12 protein-coding genes and 2 pseudogenes are annotated in these 14,436 nt (G+C 56.1%); 2 read left to right on the forward strand and 12 right to left on the reverse strand.

Annotated features, from left to right (window positions below):
* Positions 1 to 118 precede the first annotated feature (118 nt).
* Positions 119 to 1,090 (reverse strand): tRNA 5-methoxyuridine(34)/uridine 5-oxyacetic acid(34) synthase CmoB, encoded by a 972-nt coding sequence (gene cmoB / locus GMET_RS12720; protein ID WP_004514520.1) that lies wholly within the window; start codon positions 1,088 to 1,090, stop codon positions 119 to 121.
* Positions 1,087 to 1,821, reverse strand: a complete 735-nt coding sequence (gene cmoA / locus GMET_RS12725; protein ID WP_011366068.1) for a carboxy-S-adenosyl-L-methionine synthase CmoA — start codon at positions 1,819 to 1,821, stop codon at positions 1,087 to 1,089. Before cmoA ends, cmoB begins: the two co-directional genes overlap by 4 nt.
* 195 nt (positions 1,822 to 2,016) lie before the next feature.
* Between cmoA and GMET_RS12730 the strand changes: the two genes are divergently transcribed.
* Together GMET_RS12730 and GMET_RS12735 are read left to right on the forward strand one after the other, a co-directional pair.
* A complete protein-coding gene (locus GMET_RS12730; protein ID WP_011366069.1) occupies positions 2,017 to 2,307 on the forward strand; it encodes a type II toxin-antitoxin system RelE/ParE family toxin in 291 nt (96 codons plus the stop codon).
* 9 nt (positions 2,308 to 2,316) lie between these two features.
* Positions 2,317 to 2,613: an addiction module antidote protein gene (locus GMET_RS12735; protein WP_004514518.1), complete on the forward strand. Its 297-nt coding sequence runs from the start codon at positions 2,317 to 2,319 to the stop codon at positions 2,611 to 2,613.
* Between the two features lie 410 nt (positions 2,614 to 3,023).
* Here GMET_RS12735 and GMET_RS18430 read toward each other — a convergent pair whose 3' ends face one another.
* From GMET_RS18430 to lon, 10 genes and pseudogenes are all read right to left on the reverse strand, one after another.
* On the reverse strand, positions 3,024 to 4,631 hold the full coding sequence (locus tag GMET_RS18430; protein WP_004514517.1) for a hypothetical protein: 1,608 nt from the start codon (positions 4,629 to 4,631) through the stop codon (positions 3,024 to 3,026).
* 216 nt (positions 4,632 to 4,847) lie between these two features.
* Positions 4,848 to 5,330 (reverse strand): annotated as a pseudogene (locus GMET_RS12740) (transposase); the annotation flags it as partial.
* A 78-nt stretch (positions 5,331 to 5,408) separates the two neighbouring features.
* The gene (gene istB / locus GMET_RS12745; RefSeq protein ID WP_004514800.1) at positions 5,409 to 6,203 is read right to left on the reverse strand and encodes an IS21-like element ISGme4 family helper ATPase IstB; all 795 of its coding nucleotides are present in this window, start codon (positions 6,201 to 6,203) and stop codon (positions 5,409 to 5,411) included.
* A complete protein-coding gene (gene istA, locus GMET_RS12750; protein ID WP_004514801.1) occupies positions 6,200 to 7,225 on the reverse strand; it encodes an IS21-like element ISGme4 family transposase in 1,026 nt (341 codons plus the stop codon). Before istA ends, istB begins: the two co-directional genes overlap by 4 nt.
* 77 nt (positions 7,226 to 7,302) lie before the next feature.
* A pseudogene (locus GMET_RS12755) lies at positions 7,303 to 7,905 on the reverse strand (IS5 family transposase); the annotation flags it as partial.
* Between the two features lie 172 nt (positions 7,906 to 8,077).
* The gene (locus tag GMET_RS18435; RefSeq protein WP_004513494.1) at positions 8,078 to 9,106 is read right to left on the reverse strand and encodes a HAMP domain-containing histidine kinase; all 1,029 of its coding nucleotides are present in this window, start codon (positions 9,104 to 9,106) and stop codon (positions 8,078 to 8,080) included.
* A 342-nt stretch (positions 9,107 to 9,448) separates the two neighbouring features.
* On the reverse strand, positions 9,449 to 10,531 hold the full coding sequence (locus GMET_RS12760; protein WP_004513493.1) for an MlaD family protein: 1,083 nt from the start codon (positions 10,529 to 10,531) through the stop codon (positions 9,449 to 9,451).
* Entirely contained in the window at positions 10,528 to 11,316 is a 789-nt protein-coding gene (locus GMET_RS12765; RefSeq protein ID WP_004513492.1) for an ABC transporter ATP-binding protein, read from the reverse strand. The genes GMET_RS12760 and GMET_RS12765 overlap by 4 nt, the downstream gene beginning before the upstream one ends.
* Before the next feature lie 4 nt (positions 11,317 to 11,320).
* Complete coding sequence (locus tag GMET_RS12770) at positions 11,321 to 12,082, reverse strand: MlaE family ABC transporter permease (RefSeq protein ID WP_004513491.1); 762 nt, start codon at positions 12,080 to 12,082, stop codon at positions 11,321 to 11,323.
* Positions 12,079 to 14,403, reverse strand: a complete 2,325-nt coding sequence (gene lon / locus GMET_RS12775) for an endopeptidase La (RefSeq protein ID WP_004513490.1) — start codon at positions 14,401 to 14,403, stop codon at positions 12,079 to 12,081. The genes GMET_RS12770 and lon overlap by 4 nt, the downstream gene beginning before the upstream one ends.
* Between the last annotated feature and the right edge of the window lie 33 nt (positions 14,404 to 14,436).

Raw genomic sequence — 14,436 nt, forward strand, 5'->3', positions numbered from 1 at the left:
TTCCCTTGGCCGGCACGGCGCACCGGCACGTCGTTGCCGGATACCCGTACCAAGTCCTCGCAGCCGTACTGACGGGCGATGGTTTCCATTGTATCGCGAAGGGGGCCCCCCCGCACCCCTAGGGCTTCGTCGCGGTAAAGATTGCCCGCAGCGGCGCCGGGTGCCCTTCCATCGTCTTCCCGCCGTCATCCGGATCAAGGAAATCCGCCAGCGACTCGAAGCGCATCCACTCCGTCGCGCGCTGCTCCTCGCAGGTGGTGCGGGTGGCGTCGACACAGGCAATCTCCGTGAAGCCGCAGCGCTGCAGCCAAAGGGTCAGCGCCGCAATCGACGGGAGGAACCAGACATTGCGCATCTTGGCGTAGCGTCCCGGCGGCATGAAGATCGTCTCCTGCCCCCCCTCGACAATCAGCGTCTCCAGAATCAGCTCCCCTCCCGGGCGCAGGCACCCCTTCAACTCCAGAAGATGATCCAGGGGAGAACGCCGATGGTAGAGGACCCCCATGGAGAAGACACTGTCGAAGCAGGCCGGATTCGGCGGGACATCCTCAATGCCGATGGGGATGACATGATGCCGGGGATCCCGCAGGTAGCGCTGCATCACCTGGAACTGCATCACCGAAACCAGAAAGGGCTCGATGCCGAGGACGAAGTCGGCGCCGGCGCCGCGCATACGCCAGCCATGATAGCCGTTGCCGCAGCCGACATCCAGGACTTTGCGCCCGGCGAGCGGCTGAATGTGCGGCAGCAGGCGCTCCCACTTCCAGTCGGAGCGCCACTCGGTATCGATCTCGATGCCGAAGACACTGTAGGGGCCCTTGCGCCAGGGGTGAAAGGCCTGCAGCCCGAGGATGAGATCTTCGCGAGTGACTGAGCAGAGATCGGCGCCGGAACCGATGGTGACAGTGTCCTGCAGTGCAATCCGGGATGGGTGCAGCTCCGGCAGCGCCTGCAGCGCGCTCAGCCAGCCCGGCATATCGCCGTACCGTTGGAGGAGCTGGCTCTCGGACAGGGTCACCTGCAACTGCTCGGCCCAGCGCTCCTGCCCCATGGCGGCAAGGTGCGGAAAGAGAGCGTCGTACCAGCTCATTTCATCGCCACCAGAGAGGCAAAGTTGAAACACTGGAACCAGAGCTCGGAGAACGAAAAGCCCGCCGCCTGCAGGCGCTCATGATGGCAGGCAAGGGTCTCGGGGATCAGCACCTTTTCCAGCGCCGACCGTTTCTGGCTGATTTCCAGATCGCTGTAGCCGTTGGCCCGTTTGAAATCGTGATGCAGCTCTTCATGGAACTGCTGCCGCCCCGGCTCGCCGAAAGCGATCTTCTCGGAGAGGATGAGCACGCCGCCAGGCCTGAGCCCGGCATGGATCCGCTCAAGCAGCGCCAGGCGCTCTGCCGGGGGGATGAACTGCAGGGTGAAGTTGAGGACCACGACCGAGGCGTTCTCAATGGCGACCTCCTGCAGATCGGCACAGATCATGGTCACCGGCACCGTCGGTGCCGTATCGAGGGCCAGCAGCTCACGGCCCCGCGCGATCATCGCCGGGGAGTTATCCACCGCAATAATGTCACAGTCCGGCTGAGTGATCCGCTGGCGCATGGCAAGGCTGACCGCCCCCAGGGAACAGCCGAGATCATAGCAGTGACTCCCGGCCTGGGCATATTTCGCGGCAACGATGCCGATATTGGAGATTATCATGCCGTAGCCGGGGACCGAGCGCTGTATCATGTCGGGAAAGACCGCGACAACCCGTTCATCGAATTGAAAATCGATCATTTTCTGAAGGGGTGCCGCATAGATGGCATCAGTCTTGTGGGTCACGGTCTCCTGGTCCTTTTCAATCTGGTTATTCGTAAATAAGGTGAAGATATCGGGTTTGCTGCCGGACATCAACCCTTGTTAGCTGACACAGCACATACCGGCCGGAGCAGGGCGCAGCAAGCTGTACGATGGTTGAGCTGCATTCTTCTCGACTTTCCATTTGACACAATGTAGCCAGTGGGATACAGTTTGTTTATGATCGAAATCCGCAAAACCGAACATTTTGCCAACTGGCTCGATAACTTACGTGATATTCAAGCGAAGGCTCGTGTCCTTGTAAGGATTGAGCGTCTTGCTTCTGGAAACGCAGGCGACGTTAAGCCTGTGGGTGAAGGTGTTTCGGAAATGCGGATCAACTACGGTCCCGGTTATCGAGTTTATTTTATCCAACGTGGCAGCGAATTGATCATCCTTTTGGCTGGTGGCGACAAGAGCAGCCAGTCTCGGGATATCAAGGCAGCTGTCCGGCTTGCTCAGAACCTATAGGAGTTTAAAATGACCAAAACAGCTACCAGTCGTTATGATGTTGCAGAACATCTCCGTACTCCTGAGGAAATGGCGGCCTATTTAGAAGCCTCCTTTGAAGAGGCCAATGGCGATGCCGCTTTCATTGCAAAGGCTCTTGGCGACATAGCACGCGCTAAAGGTATGTCTCAAGTGGCGCGCGATGCTGGCCTTTCTCGCGAAAGTCTTTATAAGGCACTTTCAGGTGAGCGTGTTCCTGGTTTTGATACTATTTTAAAAATCGTTTCAGCACTGGGACTCAAACTTCACGCAGAGGCCGCTCACTAGTTTTTTGTTTTTTGTAGTAGAGCGAAGAGTCTTTTGTGATCAGGTCTCAACTTCTGGCACACCTCGGGAGACCAAAATGAGACGTAGTTGGCCTGTTGACTTCTTCCTCTAAGGCTCTCGTTGCTCAACAAATCAACTACGTCCCCTTACGTCTTATTCTTGATCTTTGTGGAACACCTGCTGGCGACCGTTACCACGGTTGATAAGGTGGTATATCTCTCCGCCAGCATGTCCTTGTGCGATTCTTGGCATCACACTACCTCAAAAAGTAGCCTGTCCCCTTTTTCACTCTTTTTTCACTTCTGTCCCCTTTTTCACTTCTAAAGCGGGAAGTCTGTTGTCCAGGCCGGAAGTGGTTTCTCATGATCTTTTCGCGGGCAACGGGGCTGAGGGTGGGCAGCGAAGGCTGCTCAAACCGCTGGTTGGCCGTCCATATCCTCAAGCCACGCACGATTCCATGCAATTCTGTAACGTCCTCGTTTTTCAATCGTGGACCCGAATATATCAGGTGCTTGAATACGTATAATTCTCTGTACTTGCACAGTACACACTAGATCCTTTCCAAGCCCGCCGAATTGCCGTCGTCGATGGTCTCCGCAATATACAGAAATACGTGCATAGCCTAATGGCAAATAACGTAAGAGGTCCAACCGAGATGTGTGTTGCCGTGCATGCGACAGGGACTTGCTTATTATGCGGCGTAAAACTTTTCTTATATCACTAATTAAATCGTCGGATTGATCTTGAATAAGGACAGTTCCAGAGAGAACCAGTCCCCAAGAATTTCGGTGTATCTTCGCGTCTCGCACTTTGAGAGAGGGAAGCCGCATGCTTTTTCTGAAATCTGCTGCAATTATCGGCATGTTTACTCGAAAATACGAATACATGGTTCCCATACGGTGTATAAAGCGGGGCAGTTTTAGACGAGGAACAAAGAAAATCAAATTTTCTATTACAACACCTTGGTAATCCTCAAGCCGGGGGCATCCAGACTGTCGAAGTAGTCTTAGCTTTTCGCCGTCAAAAACGGTAAAACCTGGCCATGCATTTGGGGAACGAATAGAGAAAAAATATCGACTATATCCTGGGGCAAAAAGCTCAGCAAGGTAGCCCGATTGGAAAACAGATACCTGTACCTTAAAAAAGTCGTACGTCCTCGCCCGGACATGCACAATAAGCTGATTAAGATCTGTGTACTCTGAGGGTGTGCACCCGATGATTTCCCACCAAGGTGTTTTTGTTTCTTCTTTAAGTTCGTCGATGAGAAGCTGGTTTGGAATTTCATACCCATGATGCTGGTTGGCAATTACAAACACTGAAAATGCCAAAACAATTGCATTGCAGGTATCGATTATGTTGTCACATACATTTACCATTGTCCTGTCTGACAACACATCCTCGTTTCTCTGCTTGTCTTTATAGGAAATTGAGTTGTCAAAAAATTTGATGCCTCCGTGCGCTATGCCATTCCTGACCACGTGGCGATAATGCACTGTTAATTCATTTAAATCAGACGTCTTAAGTTCCTCAACTATATTAAATACATCCAGTTTTTCTGTGCCCTTCCCGCGTTTTAGACGCGAAAAATACGCAGGTATGCGAAGCATTGGACTATATACAGCTTCTATGAGCCTCAGATATGTCGGATGTATATTTTGGTCAATAAATCTTGTCAATTCATAATTATCACTCGTATCAAGTTGATCATGCCAATCGAATTGGTTTATTTCTGTAAGATGGAGAAAGGCATGATTTAACTCAACCATAAAATCTCTAAAGTACTCTTGAAGCTTGTCGCGTTGATCAAGATCGATACTTTGCAGCCATTTGAGGTATTTAGTGTAACTTGATCTACAATAAAATCGCTGAGGTGTACCATTAGTATACTTATGGAGGGAGAGAAAATGCTTGTGGGGGCAGCCTTCGAGGTCCGCAAAGATATTTCTGAGTTCAGAACGTCTACGGTCATGAACCTGTCGAAACAAAGAGTTCTGAAGTATGTTCTGAAGTAATTCCATTTCATCCTTCGGATAACGGGGTCGGCGTTGACCCGCCCGTCTTTAGCAGGCCGTTGAAAAACTCCTCTGCTCCAAGGGCACTTTCCTTCAAGGAGAGCATTTCCGGCTGATTGTTGTATTGATTTCGTCTTATTCGTTCTTTGAAACCTTGCTTTTTCGCCTTAATTTTGCCTTTTCAGGCGGATTCTGCGGCCCAGGGCCGCACTACTTCCCTGTTTATGCCGTTTTCATCCCGAGATTGCGGAGCCGGACCAGATTGTATGCCGCGATGGTCAAGGTGAAGTACCAGTCGACCTTCGCTACTCCCCGGTGCCGGGTCTTGCGGAGATTGCCGACAGTCTTGAGCCAACCGAAGGCTTCTTCAATCCGTTTGCGAATTCTCAGGCTGGTTTTGTAGCCTTCGTGGCGGGTGGTCCTGCCGTCGATGGCTGAGCGGCGGTTAGTGGTATTCTGGGCGACGTGAGGGGTTACGTTGAGAGCCCGCAGTTCTTCGACGCATTCTTTGGTGTCGTAGCCCTTGTCGCCCCCTACCGTGATACGCTTGCCGCCGGCGACGTCGGCGATCATCTCGACTGCGGTATCCCGCTCTGCGGTGCCGGTGGCCTGAGTGATTCTGGCATCGACAATGATCCCATGGCGGTTCTCCATGAGGGCGTGCCCGTGGTAGCTGAGCTTTGCCTCCTTGCCCGCGCTTCTCTTGGCAATTGTCAACGGCAATCGAAAATTGACCCACTTTACCGGTTGATCGGCAATTGAAAAATGACCCACCTTCCTGGGTTAATCATCCATCTGGGGTGTCGGCAGTTGCTGCCCGAGAATGCCAGCTCGGCGCTTCTCTTTCAATCGGTAGCTGTCACCCCTGATCTGAATGACATGGGCGTGGTGCAGCAACCGGTCGAGCATTGCTGATGTGAGTGCCGTGTTGCCGCCGAAAGCCTGTTCCCATTCCCCAAAGCTCAGGTTCGAGGTGAGGATGACGGAACCTGTTTCGTACCTTTTGGCGATCACCTGAAAGAACAGGTTTGCCTGTGTTTCGCTGAACGGAAGGTATCCAATCTCGTCGATGATGAGTAGTCTCGGCCCCAGGACACTGCGCCGCATTACTTCCTTGTACCGCCCCTGGCGCTGGGCGCTTTCGAGTTGCAGCATCAGGTCCGCAGCGGAAATGAAGCGCACCTTCACGCCGCACTGGGTTGCCCGGTAGCCGAGGGCAATGGCGAGGTGAGTCTTGCCGGTACCGCTGGGACCGAGCAGGATTACATTCTCCCGACGCTCCAGAAACGCCATTGCCGATAGGTCCAGGATTCGCTGCTTCGGGGCGCCGGTGGCAAAATCGAAGTCATAATCCTCAAGGGTCTTGATCGCGGGAAAGCCCGCGAGCTTTGCCATGGTGTGGCGCGAGCGCCCCTGCCGGACGTCGTTCTCGGCCTTGAGTACCTGCTCGAGATAGTCGATGTATGACGACTCCTGCTTTGCCGCAGCATCGGCAAGGTCGGCGTACACATCGGTCACCGCCAGAAACTTCAAGTCGTCGCAGAGGGTGACCATACGCTGGTGCTGGATGTCGCTCATAGCCGCCCCTCCTGAAGGATCTGATCATAGAAGGAGGCGGGGCGCTGAAGTGGGATCACCGGCCACGGCATGGGAGTGATGACTTCCGGCTTGCCCTGCTCAACCTTAACCCTTGGCGGCAGCGGCGACATTGCCGCGCGCTCGATCTTGAGACGATCGCAGGGGCGCTCGCTGGTCTCGCCATGGATTCGGCAGTTGGCTACGTCATTAAGCCAGTTACGGACCTCGATGTTGGCGGTCGCGACATCGAGAGTTAATCCTGCCTGCTTAAGGCGCGAGACCAGCGGATAGTAGAAGCTGTACCGCAGGTAGCGGTTGAACCGCTCGACCTTTCCCTTGGTCTTGGCGCGGTACGGCTTGCACAGCCGGGGGATAAACCCGAAATGCTTGGCTGTGTCCCACAGGCCGGAGTGGAAGCGGTGCTTGCCCTCGCCGAAGGCGTTTCGCTCCAGAACCACAGTCTTCATGTTGTCATAGAGCACTTCACGCGGGACGCCGCCGAAGAAGGAAAATGCCATCTCATGGCACTCACGAAGGACATCAAAGGCCTGGCTGGTGGTGAAGACGACGAACGAATCGCGGCTGAAACCAAGGGTTCCAACGAACGCGTACAATGGGTGTTTACCCCTGCGCAATTCGCACCAGTCGGCTTGCATCTGCTTGCCGGGCTCCGTTTCAAACCGGACAACCGGCTCCGGAGTGACACGGGAGTAAAGTGTCGCCAAAAACGTTCTTACGGTGCGCTCGCAGCCATCGTAGCCAAAGCTGGCAATTTCCCGAGCAAGCACCGGAGCAGGAATCCGGTGTGGCAGCGCCGCCTTCACCCGCTCTTCGAGAAAGGCTTTAAATGGATCTAGCTTCCCCGGCCGCTTCGCCCGTTCTTTGTATCTGGGATCGGCCGTTGATCTGAGGAACTTCCTGACCGTGTTTCGGCATAGCCCGGTGATCCGCGAGATCTCCCGGATGCTTTTGCCCTGTTTCTTGAGAATTCTGACTTCCATACACTCTTCCTTTCCGATCATGCCGACCCTCCAGGTCGGCTAGGTTATCAGGAAGAGTGGGTCAATTTTCAATTTCCGAGGTGGGTCATTTTTACATTGCCGCTAACAGCAATCCGCGCATCGGGATCAGTGGTGGAGGCATGGGTGTCGTTTTTGAGTTTCTCGCCGTGGAAGTCACGCTCCGTGTTCCGACCTACGGGAGGCTGTGGCCCATCCTTGGGCAGGAAGCTCTTGATGGAAGCCCATGCCTCGATGAGGGTGCCGTCAACACTGAAGTGCTCGTCGGACAACAGCTTTGCCCCTCGGGCTTGCTCAACCACCCTGGCCAGGAGCAACCGTGCCACGTCGGTATCGATCAACCGCTCCAGGTTGGTGGAAAACGATGAGTGGTCCCAGACCTTCTCGTCCAAGGCCAGTCCCACAAACCAGCGGAACAGGATGCTGTAGCTGATCTGCTCCACCAGCAGACGGTTACTCCTGATGGTGTACAGCGCTTGGAGCAGCAGGGCTTTGAGCAACTGCTCCGGCGGAATCGAGGGCCTGCCGGTGTGGGAATACATAGCCTCGAATTGAGGGTTGAGCTCTGCAAGCGACTTGTCGACCATCGTCTTGATCGGACGCAGGGGGTGGTCCTTCGGGACGTACGATTCAAGGGACAGATAGAAGAACAGGGCTTCGGTTTTTGTCTCGCTGCCGCGCATAACGTTTCTCCTGTAAATTCGTATTGTTACGCGCCAAAATATAGCACAATTCGCTAACTTATTGAATCAAAAAGGGTTAGTTTTTCAACAACCTGTTAGGGCGGCGCCTAACGACGTGGTTGGGAACTTTGTCTCAAATGTTCATTTTCAAAGGCTGGTCTACTTTTGCCCCTCATTGAAAGTCTCTTGACAACATTAATGACGCTGCTGAAGGATCTATAACAGCACCGTTTAATTCCTTCGCGATTCTATAGCCTTTTTCTCTAAATTCTGACAATGATTCGGTAACTTGACGTAAAGAAGAAGTGTCTATTATTAGCCGCAATGCAGTCCCATCAAGTTGCGTTACAACATTCCGCTTGCTTCGCTCTCTGAGCATTATTCCGCTCGATTTGCTGCATATAAAAAAACTTCCTCCATTTCGACATAATTCGCTGGTCATAAAGAGCCCAAACCCAGAATTGCTCCAGTGTCCCTTGCCTTTATTTGTCTTAGCGCCCCTGTACGCCTTTCCTGATACACCAGGGAGTAGAGCGCAATTCAGGGCATCTTTATCAGTTTCAATAAGTAAAAAAGGATTGTTTTTCAAACTTTCTTTTATTCCTATTCCGTTGTCCAGAATGGCAATCTCTACCATATGTTTAGTAGGCCAGTACTGGCCACAGATGCCTATTCTCTTTGCTCCACTATGCTCAACAACATTTCGGAACATCTCACGTAATGAAAATTCAAGTGTGTCGACTAAATCGCCATCATTTCTCCGGGTCAGCATTTTAGCGAGGTCTCTTGCTTTACTTTCTAATACATCACCAATATGTACTCCTTCAGTATGGGATTCAGATCTTATTTGATCCACATTGAAAATAGTGATTGGTATATAGTAAGCACTGCCTTTGGCCTGACCAGCGTTGTTCCCAAAATCTAAACCAAAGGATTTAAAAAATCCCATATGTGCAGCATAAAGATGAGCGTTATATATATTAAAGCGAGCGACCTTCAACGTGATGCCAGGTGTGTCACCTAGAAAATTTGCAAGATGGTATGATACATACAAGAGAGCAAAAGGCTCTACCCACGATAACAATATAAAATCGAATATGTATTCTTTTGCAGGTGGAAGTTCGTATATTTGATGAATGAAGGATATTGCATTTTCAATGTCGAGACGCGCGGGAACCTGAACCGTTACAGAATTATCCATTTAATATTTCCTCTTTGCCCAACGGGCGAGAGTTGACCGGGCAGCTTTTTGGACCGGAAGCTAATTCTGGAAGCTAATTCTGGGGACATCATACTTAATTCTTAAGCTAATTCTGGGGACATCATACTTAATTCTTCAGGTACGAAAAAAGGGACAGGCTACTTTTCCACCACATTATATGGCCTTCAATGCTTCTCAAAAAGCAGCCTGGCCCCTTTTCTGCCCCTGCTCAGCAGAAAAACGGCTAACTCCCCCATGCGCTCTTGAGTTTTCAACCTCTTGCAGCAAGCATCCCTGCATATTGATAGATAGCCTTTCAATTTACAGGGCTCACCACCAACCTCAGAACACCGAAAACTTCACATACCGCTTGGGATTCTCCTTGATGTCCTTCACTAGGAGATCCAGGTCGTCCACGGTCCGGTTGAGTCGGTCGTAGAGTTCCCGGTCCGACAGGAGCTTGCCGGCGGTCCCCTCGCCCCTCTGGAGCCGGGCGGTGACCTCTTCCAGGGACTTGAGGGAGGTGTCGGCCCGGTTGATGAGGGTGAGTCCCCGGTCGTAGAACTCCCGGTCGGCCACGAGCTTGCCCAGGGTGCCATCCTTGGAGAGGAGCCTGCGGTTCAGTTCCCGGACCTCGTCGGCAGCGGTGCCGGCCTTGCTGGCCACGGCCACAAGCTTGTCGTAGAGTTCCCGGTCGTGGATGAGCTTGCTCATGGTCCCCTCCGACGACTGGATGTCGGTGAGGGTGTTGTCGGCCCGGTTGAGGATGCTCATGAGCTTCTCGTAGGGCTCCCGGCTCTTGTTAAGCATGCCGAGAGTCCCCTCGCCACGGTTGACGGATACGGCGACGGCGTTCAGCTCGGTGGTGAGGCGCACCAAGCTGTCATAAAGCTTCGGGTCGCTGGCGAAGCGCCCCAGGGTTCCTTCCCCCCGCTCGGTCTTGGCCACGATGGCGTCCACCCGGTCGAAGGCCCTGCCCGCCTTCTGCACCACGTCGTCCAGCTTCGGCATGGGGGTGCCCTGAAGCCTCGTCACCGGCTTCGCCACGATTTCCCGGGTCGGCGTGATGTCCACGTATTTCTCTCCCATGAGCCCCCGGGTTTTGACGGTTACGACAGAGTCGGCGCCGATCTTCTTCAGGGCCTCCCGGTCCACCTCTAGGACGATCTCCACCTCGTTGGTGGCCTCGGGGCGTTCGAAATGGATCTGGGTCACGACCCCCACATCGACCCCGGCGAGCCAGACGGGCGCCCCCGCCTTGAGCCCTGCCACATCGGCCATGATGACCGAGAGCCTCCCCTTGGGGACAAAGAACTTGGTTTTGTCCCCCATGAGGAGAACGCCGCCGGCGAAGAAGGCCAAGGCCACCAGGATGAAGATTCCACCCTTGAGTTGGGACCACGATACGTTGTCGCTTCGTTTCATGTCGTTGTTGTTTCCGTGTGATTGTTAGTGGTGTACCTGAACAGTGAACGGTCCGTCGGTGTCAGAAACTCGCGTATTTCCGGTGTATCGCACCGCCTCATCTCCTCTTCCGTCCCCTCGAAGGCGAGCCGGGCATGGTGGAGGAACGAAAACCTCCGGGAAACGGCAAAGGCGGTCTCCAGGTCGTGGGTCACCATGAGGGTGGTCTTCCCCTCCCCCTGGAGTCGGAGCATCAGGTGCCGGATGTTGTAGACCCCGACGGGGTCGAGGCCGGTGGTGGGCTCGTCGAAAAAGATGTACTCCGGCTCCGCCGCCAACCCCCGGGCAATGGCGACCCGTTTCTTCATACCGCCGGAGAGCTCGGCCGGATAGAGGTCGATGGTCTGTTCGAGCCCCACGAAGGAGAGCTTTTCGAGCACGATCCGCTCGATTTCCTTCTCGGAAAGACGCCCCTCCTCGAAGAGGCGGTACCCCACGTTTTCCCCCACGGTCATGGAGTCGAAGAGGGCCCCCCCCTGGAAGACGATAGCGATCTTCTTCCTGACCTGGATCAGTTGCCGCTCCCGCATCCCGCAGATGGAGACGCCGTCGATGGAGATGGTTCCACCATCGGGCTTCAATAGCCCCAGCATGAGCCTCAGGATGGTGGTCTTCCCGGCCCCGCTCATGCCGAGGATGGTCCGGTTCACCCCCGGCTCCAGAAAGAGGTCGAAGCGGTCGAGGATCGTGCGTCCCCCCACCGCGTAGGAAACCTGGTCCATCCGTATGCCACGTTCGACAGTCACTCGATCACCTGAAAACTATGAAAATCTTCGTCATAAAGAAATCGCAGACGAGCACCATGATGGACGAGACGACCACCGCCCGCTTGGCCGCGGCCCCCACCCCCTCGGCCCCGCCGCTGGTGGTGAGCCCCGCGTACGAGCCGATCATGGCGATGAGAAAGCCGAAGACAAAGGGTTTCGCCACCCCTTCGACGAGATCCTGGAAGACCATGAACTGGGAGAGGGATTTCCAGTACATGAGCAGGTTGATGTCGTAGCCGGAGGCGATGACGTATCCCCCCAGGAGCGCCAGGGCGTCGGTAACGACGGCCAGAAGCGGCATGGCCACGAGCATTGCCTTGAGCCGCGAGGTGACGAGCCGTGTGATGATGTCGGTCCCCTCCACCCGCATGGCGTCCACCTGCTCGGTGACGACCATGGTGCCCAGCTCGGCAGTAATGGACGAGCCGACCCGCCCTGCCACCATGAGGGAGGAGAGGACCGGCCCCAACTCCTTCACCATGGTGACCGCCACCATCCCCCCCACGTAGCTGGTGGCGGCGAAGGGCTTCAGCTGGATGAGGGCCTGGAGCGCCATGACCATGCCGGTGAAGAGCCCCGTGAGGCAGACGATAAAAAGGGAGCCGACCCCCATCTTGTCCAGTTGGGTGATGAACTCCCGATAGTACCAGGGCCTGCGGAAAATCCGTACGACGGCCCTGGCCGAAAGGACGAAGAACGCCTGCAATTCCTGGAGAAACCATTTGACCGTGCGCTCTGGGTTCATACCGGTTGCAGCACCACCTGAACCGCCTCGCGCACGTCATCCACAAAGACGAAGGCGATCTCCCCCTTCACGTCGTCGGGGATGTCCTCCAGGTTCTCCCGGTTACGGGCAGGGGCCACCACAGTCTTCACCCCGGCGCGCCGGGCCGCCAGCACCTTCTCCTTGAGCCCGCCGATGGCCAGGACCCGCCCCGTGAGGCTGATCTCGCCGGTCATGGCCACGTCGCGGCGGGCCGGCCGCACCGACAGGAGCGACACGATGGCGATCACCATGGTGATCCCCGCCGACGGCCCATCCTTGGGGATGGCGCCGGCCGGCACGTGGATGTGGATATCGGTGTCGGCGAAGGCGGTCTCGCCCACCCCCCACTCGGCGCCATTGGCCCGCACGAAGGAGAGGGCCGCCCGGGCCGATTCCTTCATGACATCCCCCAGGGAACCGGTGAGGATCAGCTCCCCCTTCCCCTTCATCCGGGTTGCCTCCACGAAGATGATGTCGCCGCCGGTCTCGGTCCAGGCAAGCCCCGTGACGACCCCCACCCGGTCCTTCTCCGAGGCCACCTCGTTGAAGAAGGTCCGGGGGCCAAGAAACTCCTCCACCACCGCCGGGGTGATGGTTTCCCGCAGTGGCTTCCCCTGGGTGATCTCCTTGGCCACCTTGCGGCAGACCGAGGCGATGTTCCGCTGGAGGTTCCGCACCCCCGCCTCCCGGGTGTAGTCCCGGATGATCTTGAAGAGCGCCTCGTCGGCAAAGGCCGGCGGATTTTTCGCCAGACCGTTCTCCTCGACCTCCCGGGGAACCAGATAGCGGACCGCGATCTTCTCCTTCTCCTCGTCGGTGTAGCCCGAAAGCCGGATCACCTCCATCCGGTCCTTAAGGGCAGCGGGGACCGGGTCAAGCTGGTTCGCCGTGGTGATGAACATGACGTTGGAGAGATCGAAGGGGACATCCAGGTAGTGGTCGGTAAAGGTGTTGTTTTGCTCCGGGTCCAGCACCTCCAGGAGTGCGCTGGCCGGATCCCCCCGAAAGTCGAGGCCGATCTTGTCCACCTCGTCCAGCATGAAGACCGGATTGTTGGTGCCGCAGCGGTAGAGCTCCTGGATGATCCGGCCCGGGAGGGCGCCGATGTAGGTGCGGCGGTGGCCGCGGATCTCCGCCTCGTCCCGCATCCCCCCCAGGGACATCCGGATGAATTTCCGCCCCAGTGCCCGGGCGATGGACTTGCCGAGGCTTGTCTTCCCCACCCCCGGCGGCCCCACGAAGCAGAGGATCGGCCCCTTCATTTTCTCCCGCAGGGTCCGGACCGCCAGGTATTCAAGGATCCGCTCCTTCACCTTCTTGAGGTTGTAGTGGTCCTCGTCCAGCACCGCCTCGGCCTTGTTGATGTCGTTATTGTCCCTGGTGGCGTTCTTCCAGGGCATGCCGGCCAGATAGTCCAGGTAAGTGCGGGCGACCGTGTACTCGGGGGAAGCGGGATTGATCCGCTCGACCCGCTTCAGTTCCTTGTCAGCGACCTTGCGCACCTCCGAGGGCATGCCGGCCGCATCGATCTTCTTCCGAAGGTCGGTCATCTCGGCGGCGCGGGTATCCTCCTCCCCCAGTTCCTCCTGGATCTGCTTCATCTGCTCCCGCAGCAGGTACTCCTTCTGGCTCTTGCCGACCCGCTTGGTCACCTCGGCCTGGACCTCCCCCTTCACCTGGAGCCGCTGCACCTCGCTCGTCAGGTGCATGTAGACCTTCTTGAGCCGCTCCAGGGGGTCGATGGTCTCCAGAAGTTGTTGCTGCTCATCCAGGGGAAGATTCACGTAGAGGGCCACGAGATCCGCCAGCCGCGCAGGGTTGTCGATGAGATCGATCATCTTCATGACATCCTCGGGGAGGGGGCGGCCGTAGGAAAGGGCAATCTTGAGGAGGGCATTGAGGCTCTGGACCAAGGCCTCGGAAACCATGGAGCGCTCCACGAACTCGTGGATCGGCTCGCAGTGGCCCTGAAGGTGATGGTTGAACTCTACCACCTCCGTCACCCGGACCCGGGCAACCCCCTCCAGGACAATCTTCGCCCCCCCTTCGGAGAGATGCTGAATCTGGTTGACCTTGCAGAGGGTCCCGACCTCGAAAAAAGGGGGGATACCGCCGGGAGCGGCCTCATCTCGGGGGCGGACGAGGGTCACGAGCTGGTCATCTTCCAGCATCTCCTCGAAACGGGCAAGCTCCTCGTCCTTCAGGAACAGGGGAAAAATCATGTAGGGAAAGGCCACGATCTCCCGGACGGGATAAAGCGGCACGACGGCAGGTATCGTTATCGACACGGTTTCGGACATAGTTATCGGATCCTCGGGTCGAACGGGGCTCGG

This window comes from Geobacter metallireducens GS-15 (genome assembly GCF_000012925.1).
Classification (GTDB): domain Bacteria; phylum Desulfobacterota; class Desulfuromonadia; order Geobacterales; family Geobacteraceae; genus Geobacter; species Geobacter metallireducens.

Coding starts and splice junctions, on each gene's coding strand:
- cmoB (WP_004514520.1), bottom strand. CDS start 1,090: ATGAGCTGGTACGACGCTCTCTTTCCGCACCTTGCCGCCATGGGGCAG.
- GMET_RS12730 (WP_011366069.1), top strand. CDS start 2,017: ATGATCGAAATCCGCAAAACCGAACATTTTGCCAACTGGCTCGATAAC.
- GMET_RS12735 (WP_004514518.1), top strand. CDS start 2,317: ATGACCAAAACAGCTACCAGTCGTTATGATGTTGCAGAACATCTCCGT.
- GMET_RS18430 (WP_004514517.1), bottom strand. CDS start 4,631: ATGGAATTACTTCAGAACATACTTCAGAACTCTTTGTTTCGACAGGTT.
- istB (WP_004514800.1), bottom strand. CDS start 6,203: ATGAGCGACATCCAGCACCAGCGTATGGTCACCCTCTGCGACGACTTG.
- istA (WP_004514801.1), bottom strand. CDS start 7,225: ATGATCGGAAAGGAAGAGTGTATGGAAGTCAGAATTCTCAAGAAACAG.
- GMET_RS18435 (WP_004513494.1), bottom strand. CDS start 9,106: ATGGATAATTCTGTAACGGTTCAGGTTCCCGCGCGTCTCGACATTGAA.
- GMET_RS12760 (WP_004513493.1), bottom strand. CDS start 10,531: ATGAAACGAAGCGACAACGTATCGTGGTCCCAACTCAAGGGTGGAATC.
- GMET_RS12770 (WP_004513491.1), bottom strand. CDS start 12,082: ATGAACCCAGAGCGCACGGTCAAATGGTTTCTCCAGGAATTGCAGGCG.
- lon (WP_004513490.1), bottom strand. CDS start 14,403: ATGTCCGAAACCGTGTCGATAACGATACCTGCCGTCGTGCCGCTTTAT.